This window comes from Pedobacter sp. AK017 (assembly GCF_014200825.1).
In the GTDB taxonomy this organism is placed as follows: domain Bacteria; phylum Bacteroidota; class Bacteroidia; order Sphingobacteriales; family Sphingobacteriaceae; genus Pedobacter; species Pedobacter heparinus.
Window position 1 is genome coordinate 110,347 of sequence record NZ_JACHCW010000016.1, and the last position, 14,163, is coordinate 124,509.

A 14,163-nucleotide genomic window follows, 5' to 3' on the forward strand; every position below is an offset into this window, starting at 1 on the left:
AACAATATCAAAGAGAACTAAAGCCCTGCAAATCAAATGATTGCAGGGTTTTTGCTTTTACGGGATATGCCAAAATATGCACGAAATCGCATATAAAATGTGCGTCATTCGGTGCGTCGTTCTTTATAATATCAAACTCCCCTAATTCGTATTAAGACATTGATATTCAACTATATTAATAGATGAACATCTTGTGTGAATGGAACTGCAAAGCTATTTTTGTTTAACCTTAATGTTATCGTTATGAAAACTAATTTTAGCGTGCTTTTCTTTTTGAAAAAGCCAAAGAACTACACAAAAGGGGCTGTTTACTTTATCTTTTTAAGAATAACAGTAAACGGGGTTCGTGCGGAAATGTCCACCAGCAGAAATTGCGAGCCGGAGCAGTGGAACGCAAAAGCCGGGAAAGTCATCGGAACAAAGGAAGATGTTAAAACCCTGAATGCATATCTGGAAAATATGAAAGCGGAAGTGTATGCCGCCCATAGCCAGCTAAGCGTAGACGGAGCAGAAATAACCGCCGATAGTGTAAAATGCAAATTCTTAGGCAAGGAAGAAAAAGCACACACCATATTGGAGGCCATTAAAATCCACAATGAAAAAATGAAAGCATTGGTGGAGAAAGAAGAATATGCGCCTGGAACGCTTAGAAGATTTGAAGTATTGGCAAGGCATGTAGAAGACTTCATTGCCGCCAAATACAACAGAACCGATTTTAATGTAAAACGTATTGACCACGAGTTTATCGACGGTTTTGACTTCTACCTGCATACGGTAAAGGAAAACGATACCAATACCGCAAATAAGCATATTAAAAATCTCAAAAAGATCGTAAGCATCTGCCGGAAATATAAATGGATCAGTACTGACCCCTTCTTTGGCCATACGCTAAAATCTAAGCCTGTCCACAGGGAGTTTTTAACCGCTGATGAATTGCATAAGATTACCCAAAAACAGTTTACTACTGACAGGTTATCGCAGGTAAGGGACTTTTTTCTGTTCAGTTGCTATACCGGACTTTCCTATGCGGATGTTCAAAAACTTAAACTGGCCGACGTAAGTATTGGGGTTGATGGGGAACGATGGATATTTACCTACAGAAAAAAAACAGATACCAGGGTAGCAATACCCTTGCTTCCAATAGCGGCGAGCATCCTTGATAAATATAAAGCTCATCCTTATTGCCTCCATCACAACAGGGCTTTACCAATTTCAAGCAATCAAAAAATGAATGAGTATCTGGTTGAAATTGCAGCACTTTCAGGGGTTAATAAAACATTGGGCAACCGGATAGCCAAACGGACTTTTGGCACCACGGTAACTTTGCTGAACGGTGTACCTATCGAAAGCGTATCTAAAATGTTTGGACACACCAATATACGTACTACACAACTGTATGCTAAAGTCTTAGATATCAAAGTTAGTGAAGATATGGCACCACTTATGGGAAAATTTGTTGCGCAACATATCAAAGCTCTTGAAGTCACAGAGTCCAAAATAAGTAATGATGTTGCAACGATCCGGGAGAAGTACATTTCAGCATCAAAAATAGCTGAAGCTTCATAATTAAGCCCCAAATGAAGATCACAAAATTGCCTGTTCATGTTGTATAAGATACAATCAATGTATACATTATTAATGAACAGGCATGTGATTTATATTAATGTCGTTTGTCAGTCGCTACCTGGTAAGTTGGATCTTCAATTATGTTCACGTCAATAATATCTCCTGCATTTTTTAGCAATAGTATGCAATCTTTACTAAGGTGCTTCAAATGAAGTTTTTTACCCAGCTGATGGTATCTCTCGGTAAGCTTATTTAACGCTTCTATGCCGCTCATATCTGCAACCCTGCTTTCTTTGAAATCAATAATCACTTCATTCGAATCCTCATGTACGTCGAATTTCTCGTTAAAGGCAGCTACGGAACCGAAAAATAGCGGTCCATAGATTTCATAGTGCTTCACACCATTTTCGTCTATATATTTTTTTGCACGGATTCGTTTTGCACTTTCCCACGCGAATACCAATGCTGATATAATTACGCCTATCAAGACCGCTAAAGCAAGGTTATGAAGCCAAATTGTAATCACCGCAACCAGTATTCCGACAAAAATATCTTGTTTGGGCATTCTGTTGATGATACGGAAACTAACCCATTCAAACGTTCCTATTGCTACCATAATCATAACTCCGGTTAAAGCAGCCATTGGGACACGCTCAATAATCGGCGCACCAAATAAAATAATGGCTAAGATAGTAAGAGATGCAATTATACCCGACAATCTCGCTCTGGCACCAGCGGACAGGTTGACTAAGGTTTGGGCGATCATTGGACATCCTCCCATACCAAAGAAAAAGCCGTTAGCTATATTAGCTGCTCCCTGCGCAATGCACTCTTTGTTGCCGTTGCCCTTTGTACCCGTCATCTCATCGACCAGATTAACAGTAAGCAAGCCTTCTGTTAAACCTACTCCGGCCATAATTAAGGCATATGGAAATATAACATGAAGTGTCTCTAAATTAAACGGTATCATGGGAATATGAAAAGGTGGGAACCCTCCGCTAACAGATGCGATATCTTTAACCGTTTTTGTGTCAATATTTAATCCGAATACTAAAAGGAAAACAACGACAATAGCCACAAGTGATGGCGGGACAGCTTTTGTGATTTTAGGCAAAAAGACCACGATTGCAATGGTTAACAGAACAAGCCCCGCCATAATCATCAAAGGTGTACCACTTAGCCAGCTAACCTGCCCATTTACAACGGTTTTAAATTGTTCTAACTGCGCCATGAAGATAATCACTGCAAGACCATTGACAAACCCGTACATTACAGGTTGTGGTACAAGCCTGATAAATTTTCCCAATTTAAGAACACCGACAAGTATTTGAATAATACCCGCTAGCGCAACGGCGGCAAATACATATTCAATGCCGTTGGATTTCATCAGTGCGATGAGTACCACAACTGTTGCACCCGCACCACCCGAAACCAATCCTGGCCTACCGCCAAATATCGAGGTGATTAGCCCCATGATAAAGGCAGCATATAAGCCTACCAGAGGAGGAAATCCGGCAAGTATGGCAAAGGATAAGGATTCCGGCATCATTGTCATCGCCACCGTTAAACCTGCAAGAATTTCATTTTTGTAATTAATCTTTTGCGAAAAGTCAAAGAGACCTAGATAAGTTTTAGTCATGTAATAAAGTATATAAGTGAAAAATAAAAGATTCAATAAAAATTTCGAACAGCATTTGGAGCTGAACGACATTTAAACTTTTAGAAATGCCAAAAGGAATTTCAAATAAAAAACTGTTTTAAAAATTTGGATATAGAGAATTTGCCTTGCTTAGAACAGCTAGTGCATAAAAAGATGTACTGATATTAATCAGTGCTTTGTCACTCGGTTATATGAAACTTTATCCTTTTTTCTCATTTCGATTGCTGCAAAGATATAAAAAAACTGCATTTCTGCGAAAATGATTTATTTTATATATTCTATCTTTGGCGATATGGAGAAATCAGCAATAGATAAAATCATGGCTCCGGTAAGCCGATTCATTCATTTAGAATACACCAGCGGCATCGTATTGCTTGCTAGTGTCATCGTGGCTATTGTTTGGGCAAATTCTGGTTACCATGAATTTTATGAGCATTTGTGGCATATTAATTTTTCAGTGGGGTTTGATAATTTTATGCTTACCCACCCACTCCACATCTGGATCAATGATGGACTAATGGCAGTTTTTTTCTTCGTAATTGGCTTAGAATTAAAGCGGGAATTTATGGAAGGAGAACTCTCTTCACTAAAAAAAGCATCCTTACCTATGACTGCGGCGCTTGGGGGCATGTTGTTACCTGCTTTGATATATTTTGCTATAAATAAAGGTACAGATGCTGATCATGGCTGGGGAATTCCAATGGCAACCGATATAGCTTTTGCCCTTGCGCTTTTGTCCATGGCAAGTAAGAACATTCCAGTTTCTGTAAAAGTATTCTTGTCTGCATTGGCAGTAGCAGATGATCTCGGGGCAGTACTTGTAATAGCGTTTTTTTATACAGCTGAAATAAATTTCATATCGCTTGCAATCGGCGGCGGTTTCCTTTTAGTTTTAATCGCAGGTAATTTATTGGGCATAAGAAGTAGTCTATTTTATCTGATTATAGGCATCGGCGTTTGGATAGGATTTTTACTTTCCGGTGTACATGCTACAATAGCTGGAGTGTTAGTAGCTTTTACAATTCCTGCGGTAACGAAAATAAACGAGCATATCTATTCCGATAACCTTAGGAAGCTGTCCCACGACTTTGAGACGGACATACCAGAAAAAGGAAGTCTTATCACACCTAAACAAAATAAGACGATACAAAACGTAAAGCGTTTAAGCATGGCTGCCGAGACACCATTACAAACAATTGAACATGCCTTGCATCCATGGGTTGCTTTTGGTATCATGCCATTATTTGCGTTAGCCAATGCTGGTATCGTCATCGGATCAGACTTCTTTTCTTCTATCATAAATCCGGTATCAATTGGTGTGGCAGCAGGATTGATAATAGGAAAATTTATCGGGATTCTTCTTTTTTGCTGGATTATGGTTAAACTGAAATTAGCCAGCCTTCCAGAGCAAGCCAACTGGAAACACATCGCCGGAGTTGCACTGCTTGCAGGTATCGGCTTTACGATGTCATTATTTGTTAGCGGACTAGCTTTCAAAAATCCGGTTTTCATCGATCAGGCCAAGTATGGAATTTTAATCGCTTCAGTTATTGCGGGTTTACTCGGTACTGTTGTACTCAAACGGATTGGCAAATCCGGTAGTTGACAAATTTGACATACACCTTGGGGTTTCTTTGCATCCCCAGCTATAAGGAGGAGAACCCAAGTACTACCTTCCGTAAATGCCCAGAGCGAGAACAGCGGGCTGGCCTATGAGCGAAGGGGTTTCGCAGGCCGCACCGTGCGCGAGGATTATAAATTCTGATCGATTTTTTTTTTAGAAAGTCTATTTAAATAAAAAGCCATTGCGGTTTGCAATGGCTTTTCCGGAATAAAATATCCTTATCTAATTCTTATTTATTCTCTTGTGCTTTCAATAAACGCTCGTAGAGTGCTTCTTTTTCTGCGTGGAGTTTTTTAATTTCTTCTACTGTTTCCATTAGCTTATCTAATGGGTTAAATGAGCAATTATAATTCGGCCCGATTAAGTGACCGTGGCTGTTATCATAGTTATATTGAATATTATTGATAGCCGTTTCCTCGTCAAAATTCCTGATTGCTTCCTCTGGAACCTTCAATATCTGAGCAATTTCCGCTAAAAGTGCATCTTCAATTTTTTCTTTGGATTCCAGGACTGAAATCTTCTTCTGGCTCCATTCCTCGCCCAAAGAAGCGGCAAGCCCTTCCTGTTTTATCCCCATCATTTCACGAAAACGTTTCACATTTCTGCCTTCATGCACTTTATTTGGACGATCAGTTGTAGTACTCATATATTGTTAATTTGAATCAAATGTAATAAATCTTCTGTTGTGTGGTAAAATAAATTAGTTGTCTGTTTATTCGGGAACCTGTTTTAACAGCTCTGCCAGTTCCGCATCTGTTAAATTAGACTTTTCAGATTTATCGTAAATGGTTAGCAAATAAACAGCGTCATCTTCAATAACCAAATTTGCGATAACTCTTGCACCGCCGGATTTGCCCTTCCCTTTTGAGGCAATGGCTAACCTGATTTTATAACACTTGTTGCCTATCGCTGTGCCCTGTTCAGGATTATTCTCTAAAGAATCAATAAGATCAATATATTCCTTTTTTAAAGAGGGGTATTTCTTTACCAACCTTTTTAGCTGCTTATCAAAGGGGCGTAAGGTATAGACATTATAGCTCATTGATCAAATCCCTTGCAGGACGGGCTTTAAGTTTACCCTGACGTACCAATTTAAGGTCTTCAACCGCTTCTTTAATCTCTTCAACTAAAACAGCATTTTCATCGGAAAGTGGCCTTGCCTTAACAAAAGACAGGCTGCTCAATAGCTCCATTACAAAAGCGGCCTTACTGTCCTTAATATCTAATATTACTTTCATGATCCGTGTTTAAAGGGGTTAATACACAAAGATAACTATATCTTTTCAAACATAAAAACAAACCATCTAGATTGAATTTTCGTCTGAAATAGCGTTTAAAATATGCCCCAAATCGTCTAAAAAATGGACTGGAAGATTAATATAGACTTTACAGGTTTTGGTTCTTTGGCTTGAACTAATTAGCCTAACATGAAACAGGAACCAACCGTTAGCGAAAAAACCTCTTTCCGCTATTTAAAAGAAAAGGACATAAATAATCCTCATTTTCAAATCGTCTGTTTTTTCTGCGACGAAAACAATATTGAATCTTTCCGCTTTGCAATGATCGACCTGATTAAAACAGCCTGCTCCAACGGGTATTATGGCAATAAGGACAGTTATTATTACCATCAGCAGCAGTTCGTAAAACTACTGGAACTGGCTTACGTACTAAATGAAAGCAAGGAAGATTTTAAACTAAGTACCGATCATCCACTGTACAGGTTTTCTGGCCATCCCTTTGAAATATATACCGAAAGCAAACACAAGCCTTTTCCGGCTTTGCATTTTCGAACACTCCATGGAACGGAGGTCAACGATGTACGGATATTTTTTGAAGAATTCTTCGGCTATAAAAGTTTAGAAGACTGGCGGGGCATTTTAGATTCGCTGTTGTACTGCACGGGCGGGAAAATAACGCTGGATCAAATCTACAATTCTAAGGTGTATGAAACCGTACTGATCCGGGAGTATATAGAAAAAATGGTAGAGGTTATGGGCTTTGTCTGTGAAACTAAATCCCTGCCTTATATCAAAATCCATCATGCAGAGGATTTCAGGATTGAGGCTGAGGAAGAAGAGGCCGCTATCATGGTCAATCCTATCCCGCTGATGAGGTTTACCGAAAAGAACTTCCCGGCAGTGATCAACTTTATCGCAGATGTTATCGAGCCGGAAAAGATTTACTGCTTAAACCATCGAAGTGACCCGGATGGTAAAGACCATGCTGATCTGATCCTGGTCATCCCTGAAAAATATCCGCAGACATTCGAGGAAATAGAGACTATCGTAAAATTCGCGTTCCTCAAACACCTTCATTTGAGCTGTACCTTATTTAAAAGCTCTTTTTTTCATAAGATGGTCAGTGAAGGACATATTTATTTTTCCATGGCCTGTAATGCTGAAAGCCTGGTGTACGATGACGGTAGCAAACCTTTTCCAGCATTACGACTGGATAGCAGGCCTGAAAAAATAGAAAAAACCAGGCAGGACTTTTCTATCGGGCTTACCAAAGCCAAAACCTTTTATACTGCTGCCCAGACCTACCGAAATGACAACGTAATATTATCGGCCTTCATGCTGCACCAAGCCGCCGAACTATCTCTAAGGGCGTTAAACAGGTCGCTAACCACGCAAGACAAAACGACCCACAGCATAAAAGCACTGCTCAAATTCACCTTACGCCTCACCACTGAATTATCCTTAATAATGGATAATGGCAGTGCTGAAGACGAACGCCTGTTGACCATATTTGAAGGTGCATACCTGGGTTACAGGTATCATGAGAAATATAGTATCGTGCGTGCCGACCTGGATATTCTTTTTGACCGGGTCAAAGAACTACACGCCATTGCGGAAGAAACTTTTGCAAACTGGATGGACAATTATGAACGCCTGATAAATACTGCTCAAGATGAACAATAAAAACCCAGAAAACACACCAAAAAGGAAAGCATCAATCCCTTACAAATTACTGCTGGATGAGGTAACACATTTACCACACCCGGCTGATCTGATCACCGTAGAAGAACCGGAAGGGGAAAACTACCCGTACTGTAGCTATGAAATTACCCGGTTTAAAGGCCGTACATTGACCATTCGTTCAGGATGGCGGGATTATCATCAGCAGGAAATCATCATGATCAAAGATTATATCCTGGTGTCCTGTAACTGCGGAACTGAAGTCACACGGCTTTGCTGGCACGTTACCAAATTATTCACCAAGATGATTGAAAGAAGGGATTTTGGTTTTTTTGAGCGTTTTAAAAAATATCCCTATAACGATACCGCTTTCTTTGAAAAGTACCTGACGCTGAAACCGCATTACCAATATGGTGTTACGGCTGTACCTAAACCAGAATACGGCCATATCTATAACTACGAAAGTGCTATAGAGCCCAGACGCTTTATACAGTACCCTTCGTTTTTCCCATTGCCAGTAAAAACAAATGAAGAAGATTCCGGTCTGGTGGCTTATGTCATTGCGACGCACTCTGGTTTTAATGTCCCTTTTCTGATCCCTTGCCAGGCACTAAGGAATGCGGACGGTACGGCTATAAAATCCTTCGCCAACTTTTATGATCCTGCAACTGCACCGGAGCGCTTGGATTCAGCAGGTAAATTACTACATTCCTACAGCCGTGATTTTGATCAGCTCTTAAATTTTGAAACAGTACACAAGCAATACAAATATGCTCCCGGTGAAGAAAGAACAGCCTTGCGGCATACCGCTTTTAACTATTGGAAAAGAATAGCGCCAGTGTTGAAAGCGCAAACTCAACTGTTTTACTACACCTTTTATAATAAGCTGGCCTACAAAGGGAGCCTCCCAAAAAACACGATGAGACCGATTGCGCTATCGGATGAACTGGTATCATTCAGGTTCACCTTTTCCCAGCATAAAGGCCATTACAAGCTTATGTTTAAGGCGCAGTTAAACGGAACCAATTTTGACATTGGCGAGGTATTGCCTGCCGGAGACCCATTTTTCTTTTCACTGGAACAGGTACCCGGTTTGTTTTACCAGTTTTTTAGCATGGAAGAAGGTCAGGCCATCGGCGAACTGGTTAAAGCCGGGGGAAATTTTACTGTTCTTGAAAATGACCTTGAAGAGTTTAACCAACTCATTTTATTCAAACTGGCATTGAATTATCCGGTAGCGTTCGAGCTGACAAAACGAACAGCCCCGCAGTTGCTTACTGCAAAATCAAAACGCATCAGGACGCTGGATCAAGGTGAATATGTTGCTTTTATCCCGGAGATAGTATACGAGGGAGGATTAGACATTCCTGTTCAGTCTGGTGGCATGGAATTGCTACAAATTAAAAATGGCCAGGTGCAGGTGCTGCAACGTAATAATCCGGCAGAATCCGCTTTTAAATCCTTTTTTATGGAGTTGCACCCGGCATTTAAGCAACAGGGAGCATTGCCCTATTTTTACCTGTCCAAAGATACCCTTAGAGCTGAACTCTGGTTTGCCCGGACGATCTATAACCTCAATGATCCAGATGTTAGTTTTGCTGGTCTGGAAAACCTCACCGGAATTGATTTCCATATACAACTACCGGATATATCTGTAAACGTGCAGGAAGAAAAAGGCTGGTTTGATATTGGAGTATCTGTGACTTTTGGCGAAGTTGAACTAAGCCCGGAAGAAATCCAGAAAGCCCTTAAAAAGCGTTCGGATACGTTGATGCTGCCCAACGGAAAAACGGCGCATTTACCCGATGATTTTTTTACAAAGTTGACTACCGTTTTTCGAAGTGGCACACTAACTAATAAAGGTGTAAAACTTGCCGGGCAACACTATACGTTGATAGACCAGCTTTATACCAAAGCCGAAAGGCCTGATCTGGCGAAAATGGTTGCTGCAAGGGAAAAGCTGTTCAGTGAGCAGGAAAAAATACCACTTGTACCCGTTCCTGATAATCTAAACGCTGTACTGCGGCCATATCAGTTAATAGGTTATAGCTGGCTCTTCCACCTGCATTCTTTAAAATGGGGCGGTCTGCTGGCCGACGATATGGGGCTGGGAAAAACATTACAGGTACTTTCCCTGCTTCAATATCTAAAGAATAAAGGGCTTGCTGCTGCTCCGCATCTGCTGTTAGCCCCAACGTCTTTATTATATAACTGGCAGGAAGAAGCGGCAAAATTTTGTCCAGAATTAAATGTGCTGGTATTTCATGGAACCGTAAGAGAAAAGGATGTATCTGAATTAAAGAAGTATGACCTAATTATCACTTCCTATGGTACCGCTGCTGTCGACATTGCCTTTTTGCTCACGATCAGCTTTGATTACGTAATCCTGGATGAAGCACAGGCGATTAAGAACCCATTTTCACAAAAGTTTAAGATGGTGATGCTCTTTGAGGCGCAGAACAGGCTTGCGCTTACCGGAACACCAGTTGAAAATAGTTCTTCCGATTTGTATGCGCTGATGAATTTTGTGAACCCCGGTTTTTTCGGAAGCCTAAGAATGTTTAAGGATAACCTTACGGCAAAAGGAGATAATGAGGATAAAGAGCGGGCTGGAACTTTACTAAAAATGACGAAGCCTTTTATTTTAAGGCGTACCAAAAAACAGGTCGCAACCGATCTGCCTCCTAAAACAGAAATGACCATATGGTGCGAAATGGAACCTGCCCAGCGAAAAATTTATGACAGGTACCGTAAAGAGTTTAAAACTTACCTGACCGATAAGATTGATACCATCGGACTGGAAAATTCCAAACTGTACGTATTAAAAGGCTTAATGACACTTAGGCAAATTTGTAACTCCCCTGTATTAATCAAAGACGCACCTGATTTTGATGGCCATTCCTGCAAAATAATTGAACTGATGGAACATATTATGGAGAAAACAACAGGCCATAAACTGCTGATCTTTTCAGCTTTTACCGGAATGCTGGGCTTAATCAGATCAGGATTGGAACAACAAGGAATAGATTATTCCTATCTGGATGGAAAAACCACCTTGAATAAAAGAAAAGAAGCGGTAACCAACTTTCAGGAAAATGAGGCTTGCAGGGTATTTCTGATCAGCCTAAAAGCAGGAGGAACAGGATTAAACCTGACCGCTGCCGATTATGTCTATCTGGTAGACCCATGGTGGAATCCTGCTGTAGAAAACCAGGCAATTGACCGCTGTTACCGGATTGGGCAGGATAAACATGTCATGGCCTACCGTATGATCTGTAAAGACACTTTAGAAGAAAAGATTTTGGAGATACAGGATAAGAAAAGAAAACTTGCTGGTGAATTGATCCCGACTGATGAAGGGATATTAAAATCCCTAGGAAAAGATGACCTGCTCAAATTATTTGGATAGTTATACAGTTCTACCATTAAAAAAGCAAAGGGTTTGAAATGATCGCCCCCTCTGATTTGCCATTCATTATTTGTTGAATGGCAAATTATTTCATGTCGTCACCTAGATTCAGTCGCACCTCTTACATTCATCATTTCACATAAACAAACTCAATCTTTCTTTTTCAGCGAATGCAGCCGCTTTCTGGCTTGCTTCGCCTCTTCAGCCGTTTCTCTGGCAACTTCTTCCGCATAGGCTTTTTCCAACGCCTCGGCTTCCAGCTTGATGGTATTGTCTTCCATTGTCTTAGGATTACGGATGTAGGTCGTATCTGCCCAATGTCCCCACGTGGGAGCCGTCTGCCTAATCGCACGAAACTTGATGTCATTGGCACTCATGCGGTTATTTTCGTGTTTCAGGTACAAAGCTGTTCCTGTAGATGAGGCGGTGATTAGGGAACAGACCACTACACCAATGATGAGGTTTTTTGACCATGCCCCGAAATGGTGGTGATGTTCGTTTTTCACGGTGATGACCTTGGGCATAGTGCCCACAAGATCTTTGACCTGATCGATCTGCTGGCTGATTTTCTGATCGTCATAACGCTTGTTAGACTTTTCTATCTGGCCAGAGATGTTAGCTAAAGTCTCTTTATACTGTTCTAAAAACGACTTTAAAAATTCTGGCAGTTCGCTTTCGATGACTTCCATTCGCTTAACTAAGCCCAGGATAAGCTCTTCGGCCATTGTTACTTTTTCTTCTAATTCGTCCTGTTCCATAACATTGAATTTTGTTGGTGAATAGTTTGTTTATTTATCTGGTTACTCCCTGGGATTGCTCTGCCTGATGTTTCTTTCGTTTCCTGCGGGCTATTTCTGCGTCTCCGACCGGGTCTGGTGCCGATGGCACAAACTCCGGGCTAAGCAGGATATTCAGCAGGTTTTCAACTACACCAGACGCATTCGGACTATGCTGGTGCTCGGCATGAATGTCATGTCGGATGGCCTCCCGCAACTGCTGCGCCAATGAGGGCTGATGCGCCTCCCTTGCGGCATGGTAATCCTGTACCTTCTGGTTGCGGTTCAACTGTGTATCCATACGGGAAAAGCTCAAACTCCGGTCAATGGCGGAACCCTTCATTTTCAGCCCGCCCTTTTCAAAGGAAATGCCCTGCACTTCTTTGGTACCGCTTTTGAACTTATAGGCGATACCGATGCCCCGCACGGTCAGCTTCGCTTCCAACTCTTTCCAGTTCTTGGAAGTTTTCATAACCGCCTTGATGGCATCATACAGTTCATACCTGATCTTTTCCCTGCCATTTAAAGCCTGCCTGTTGACCTGCTCTTTGCCTTTGCCCCAATGGTAACCGTATTTTAAGGTAAGCTCCCTGCAGGCTTTGATATTGCGTGCGTAATTATTCTTATCGGTGATCGTAGCCCCTTTGTTATCGACCCGGTTATAGACCACGTGTAGATGGGGGTGCAATCTATCATGGTGACGTACCACTACATACTGCGTATCCCGGATACCCATCTTCTGCATATACTCTTTGGCATGTTCCAGCATGATCTTGTCGGTCAGTTTGGCCAGGTCTTCCTTGCTCCAACTTAAGACCAGATGCCCGACCGCCTTGCCTAGTTCCGGCCTCATTTTGCGTTGCAGGTTAAAATCATTGGTTAACGTGGCGGCGTTCTGCATCCTTACACCCTCTGCAAAAAGAATCTTCGCTTCGGGCTTGTCCACGATGTAGCGAACACAGCCCCCGAAGCTTCTTCCTGTGATCGGTTTACCGATCATGGCTATTGATTTTGGTTAACAGTTCTTCTATTTGCCTGATCAGTGCCTGGCATTTTAAAGCCAGCGTAGGCAACCCCTCCACGTGGGCGAGGTGGGTCAACTGGTTGAGGTTATTGGCCATCCCCGATAGCATCCTGAACCATCCGCTTTCCTCTGGGGTAAAGCGTGGGAAAACCCTTGCATTCTTTGCCGCCCTGCGGAACCATTCGCTTGGTTTCAGTCCCGCATTTTTCGCCCGCTGGCCAATTAGTTGTTTTTCTGTAGGGGTTAACCGGATCATGAGCAGATCACTACGGCTGATCTTTTTTTTTGGTCTGCCGGGTACTCTTTTCTTCTTTATTTCACTACCAGTTGTCGCTGTTTTCATGCGCTGCTTTCCTTTCCAAATCTTCTATAGATACTTTCTTAATTCCTTTTTTTAACCGACCAACGGGAGCGAGTCCGGGGCATCCCTTTAGGGTGAATCCGAGTTTTTGTATAGCAAAAACATTAACTCGCTCCTTACAAAGCGCATAAGTTTGACGTGCTAAAAGCTTCGGCAAACGTTAGCGGTTTCCATGCCCGGATGGCTCCTGTAAGGAGCGTCAGGCTGTAAACTTCGCCGGGATTTCCCGGCACCTTTTTTCTGGTCGGCTGCCCGGATCAACCGGGCGGCCAATAGACCAGGCTGCCCCTGATCGGGTGGTATGATGGCTGGTAGCGGATGTACCCAAATGCATCCAATTCTTTGATGCATTTGTGGTATGTGGCAACCGATGCGATCCGGCTGTATACCATCAGCTTTTTGCGGGTAACGGCAAAGGGGCTGGTAAAACCTCCATGCTGCCAGCAGACAAAAAGTGCGGTAAACAGGCTGACATGGGTAGCCAACATCCGGCTGTCTGCACCCATGCGCCTGACCAGTTTGGTGTAGTTCGCCGCCTTGTTATACATGGCTGTTTCTGTCATTGGTTACCTCCCTCTAATAGCCTGTTGATGTCTTCCAGTTTGTAGTACATCATCCCGCCAATCTTTGTAAATCGCAACGTACCGTTAATACGTAAATTTTGCAGGGTTCCCGGTGAGATGTTCAGCAACTTGCGTACTTCGGCACTTTTCAGCCATTGCTTACCCTGCCTATCTTCCGGCTTAATGAGCTGCCTGATCTCGGCCAGCATCTCGTTCTTTAATTGCTTTAAATCCTCCCTAGTGATGATCTCCACGTGCATAA

13 protein-coding genes are annotated in these 14,163 nt (G+C 42.1%); 4 read left to right on the forward strand and 9 right to left on the reverse strand.

The annotated features are described in order from the left end of the window. Window positions 1-243 precede the first annotated feature (243 nt). Entirely contained in the window at window positions 244-1,566 is a 1,323-nt protein-coding gene (locus tag HDC92_RS20295; protein WP_183876865.1) for a site-specific integrase, read from the forward strand. Window positions 1,567-1,660: 94 nt separating this feature from the next. Here HDC92_RS20295 and HDC92_RS20300 read toward each other — a convergent pair whose 3' ends face one another. Next, the gene (locus tag HDC92_RS20300) at window positions 1,661-3,205 is read right to left on the reverse strand and encodes a SulP family inorganic anion transporter (RefSeq protein ID WP_183876866.1); all 1,545 of its coding nucleotides are present in this window, start codon (window positions 3,203-3,205) and stop codon (window positions 1,661-1,663) included. A gap of 313 nt (window positions 3,206-3,518) precedes the next feature. On the opposite strand from HDC92_RS20300, the gene nhaA reads away from it, so the two are divergent. After that, a complete protein-coding gene (nhaA, locus tag HDC92_RS20305; RefSeq protein ID WP_183876867.1) occupies window positions 3,519-4,832 on the forward strand; it encodes a Na+/H+ antiporter NhaA in 1,314 nt (437 codons plus the stop codon). Between the two features lie 247 nt (window positions 4,833-5,079). Here the strand turns inward: nhaA and HDC92_RS20310 are convergent, their stop codons facing one another. The 3 genes from HDC92_RS20310 to HDC92_RS20320 form a co-directional block, all read right to left on the reverse strand. Further along, window positions 5,080-5,496, reverse strand: coding sequence for a helix-turn-helix domain-containing protein (locus tag HDC92_RS20310; RefSeq protein ID WP_183876868.1), 417 nt, complete (start codon window positions 5,494-5,496; stop codon window positions 5,080-5,082). Between the two features lie 66 nt (window positions 5,497-5,562). Then, on the reverse strand, window positions 5,563-5,892 hold the full coding sequence (locus tag HDC92_RS20315; protein ID WP_132534993.1) for a type II toxin-antitoxin system RelE/ParE family toxin: 330 nt from the start codon (window positions 5,890-5,892) through the stop codon (window positions 5,563-5,565). Next, the gene (locus HDC92_RS20320; protein ID WP_183876869.1) at window positions 5,882-6,088 is read right to left on the reverse strand and encodes a hypothetical protein; all 207 of its coding nucleotides are present in this window, start codon (window positions 6,086-6,088) and stop codon (window positions 5,882-5,884) included. Before HDC92_RS20320 ends, HDC92_RS20315 begins: the two co-directional genes overlap by 11 nt. Before the next feature lie 189 nt (window positions 6,089-6,277). Between HDC92_RS20320 and HDC92_RS20325 the strand changes: the two genes are divergently transcribed. After that, window positions 6,278-7,771: a HEPN domain-containing protein gene (locus HDC92_RS20325; RefSeq protein WP_183876870.1), complete on the forward strand. Its 1,494-nt coding sequence runs from the start codon at window positions 6,278-6,280 to the stop codon at window positions 7,769-7,771. Then, window positions 7,761-11,177, forward strand: a complete 3,417-nt coding sequence (locus HDC92_RS20330; protein WP_183876871.1) for a DEAD/DEAH box helicase — start codon at window positions 7,761-7,763, stop codon at window positions 11,175-11,177. The genes HDC92_RS20325 and HDC92_RS20330 overlap by 11 nt, the downstream gene beginning before the upstream one ends. Window positions 11,178-11,326: 149 nt before the next feature. On the opposite strand, the gene HDC92_RS20335 is transcribed toward HDC92_RS20330, so the two are convergent. The 5 genes from HDC92_RS20335 to HDC92_RS20355 form a co-directional block, all read right to left on the reverse strand. Next, a complete protein-coding gene (locus HDC92_RS20335; protein WP_183876872.1) occupies window positions 11,327-11,935 on the reverse strand; it encodes a hypothetical protein in 609 nt (202 codons plus the stop codon). Window positions 11,936-11,969: 34 nt separating this feature from the next. Next, the gene (locus HDC92_RS20340; protein ID WP_183876873.1) at window positions 11,970-12,953 is read right to left on the reverse strand and encodes a relaxase/mobilization nuclease domain-containing protein; all 984 of its coding nucleotides are present in this window, start codon (window positions 12,951-12,953) and stop codon (window positions 11,970-11,972) included. Further along, window positions 12,943-13,320: a plasmid mobilization protein gene (locus HDC92_RS20345; RefSeq protein WP_183876874.1), complete on the reverse strand. Its 378-nt coding sequence runs from the start codon at window positions 13,318-13,320 to the stop codon at window positions 12,943-12,945. Before HDC92_RS20345 ends, HDC92_RS20340 begins: the two co-directional genes overlap by 11 nt. Before the next feature lie 275 nt (window positions 13,321-13,595). Next, complete coding sequence (locus HDC92_RS20350) at window positions 13,596-13,901, reverse strand: hypothetical protein (RefSeq protein WP_183876875.1); 306 nt, start codon at window positions 13,899-13,901, stop codon at window positions 13,596-13,598. Continuing rightward, the gene (locus HDC92_RS20355; RefSeq protein WP_183876876.1) at window positions 13,898-14,161 is read right to left on the reverse strand and encodes a helix-turn-helix domain-containing protein; all 264 of its coding nucleotides are present in this window, start codon (window positions 14,159-14,161) and stop codon (window positions 13,898-13,900) included. The genes HDC92_RS20350 and HDC92_RS20355 overlap by 4 nt, the downstream gene beginning before the upstream one ends. Window positions 14,162-14,163: the final 2 nt, after the last annotated feature.

Bases quoted from the DNA above. Each gene is read 5' to 3' on its own strand.
- HDC92_RS20325 (WP_183876870.1), top strand. From the start codon at position 6,278: ATGAAACAGGAACCAACCGTTAGCGAAAAAACCTCTTTCCGCTATTTA.
- HDC92_RS20345 (WP_183876874.1), bottom strand. From the start codon at position 13,320: ATGAAAACAGCGACAACTGGTAGTGAAATAAAGAAGAAAAGAGTACCC.
- HDC92_RS20320 (WP_183876869.1), bottom strand. From the start codon at position 6,088: ATGAAAGTAATATTAGATATTAAGGACAGTAAGGCCGCTTTTGTAATG.
- HDC92_RS20315 (WP_132534993.1), bottom strand. From the start codon at position 5,892: ATGAGCTATAATGTCTATACCTTACGCCCCTTTGATAAGCAGCTAAAA.
- HDC92_RS20295 (WP_183876865.1), top strand. From the start codon at position 244: ATGAAAACTAATTTTAGCGTGCTTTTCTTTTTGAAAAAGCCAAAGAAC.
- HDC92_RS20310 (WP_183876868.1), bottom strand. From the start codon at position 5,496: ATGAGTACTACAACTGATCGTCCAAATAAAGTGCATGAAGGCAGAAAT.
- HDC92_RS20350 (WP_183876875.1), bottom strand. From the start codon at position 13,901: ATGACAGAAACAGCCATGTATAACAAGGCGGCGAACTACACCAAACTG.
- HDC92_RS20340 (WP_183876873.1), bottom strand. From the start codon at position 12,953: ATGATCGGTAAACCGATCACAGGAAGAAGCTTCGGGGGCTGTGTTCGC.
- HDC92_RS20330 (WP_183876871.1), top strand. From the start codon at position 7,761: ATGAACAATAAAAACCCAGAAAACACACCAAAAAGGAAAGCATCAATC.
- nhaA (WP_183876867.1), top strand. From the start codon at position 3,519: ATGGAGAAATCAGCAATAGATAAAATCATGGCTCCGGTAAGCCGATTC.
- HDC92_RS20335 (WP_183876872.1), bottom strand. From the start codon at position 11,935: ATGGAACAGGACGAATTAGAAGAAAAAGTAACAATGGCCGAAGAGCTT.
- HDC92_RS20355 (WP_183876876.1), bottom strand. From the start codon at position 14,161: ATGCACGTGGAGATCATCACTAGGGAGGATTTAAAGCAATTAAAGAAC.
- HDC92_RS20300 (WP_183876866.1), bottom strand. From the start codon at position 3,205: ATGACTAAAACTTATCTAGGTCTCTTTGACTTTTCGCAAAAGATTAAT.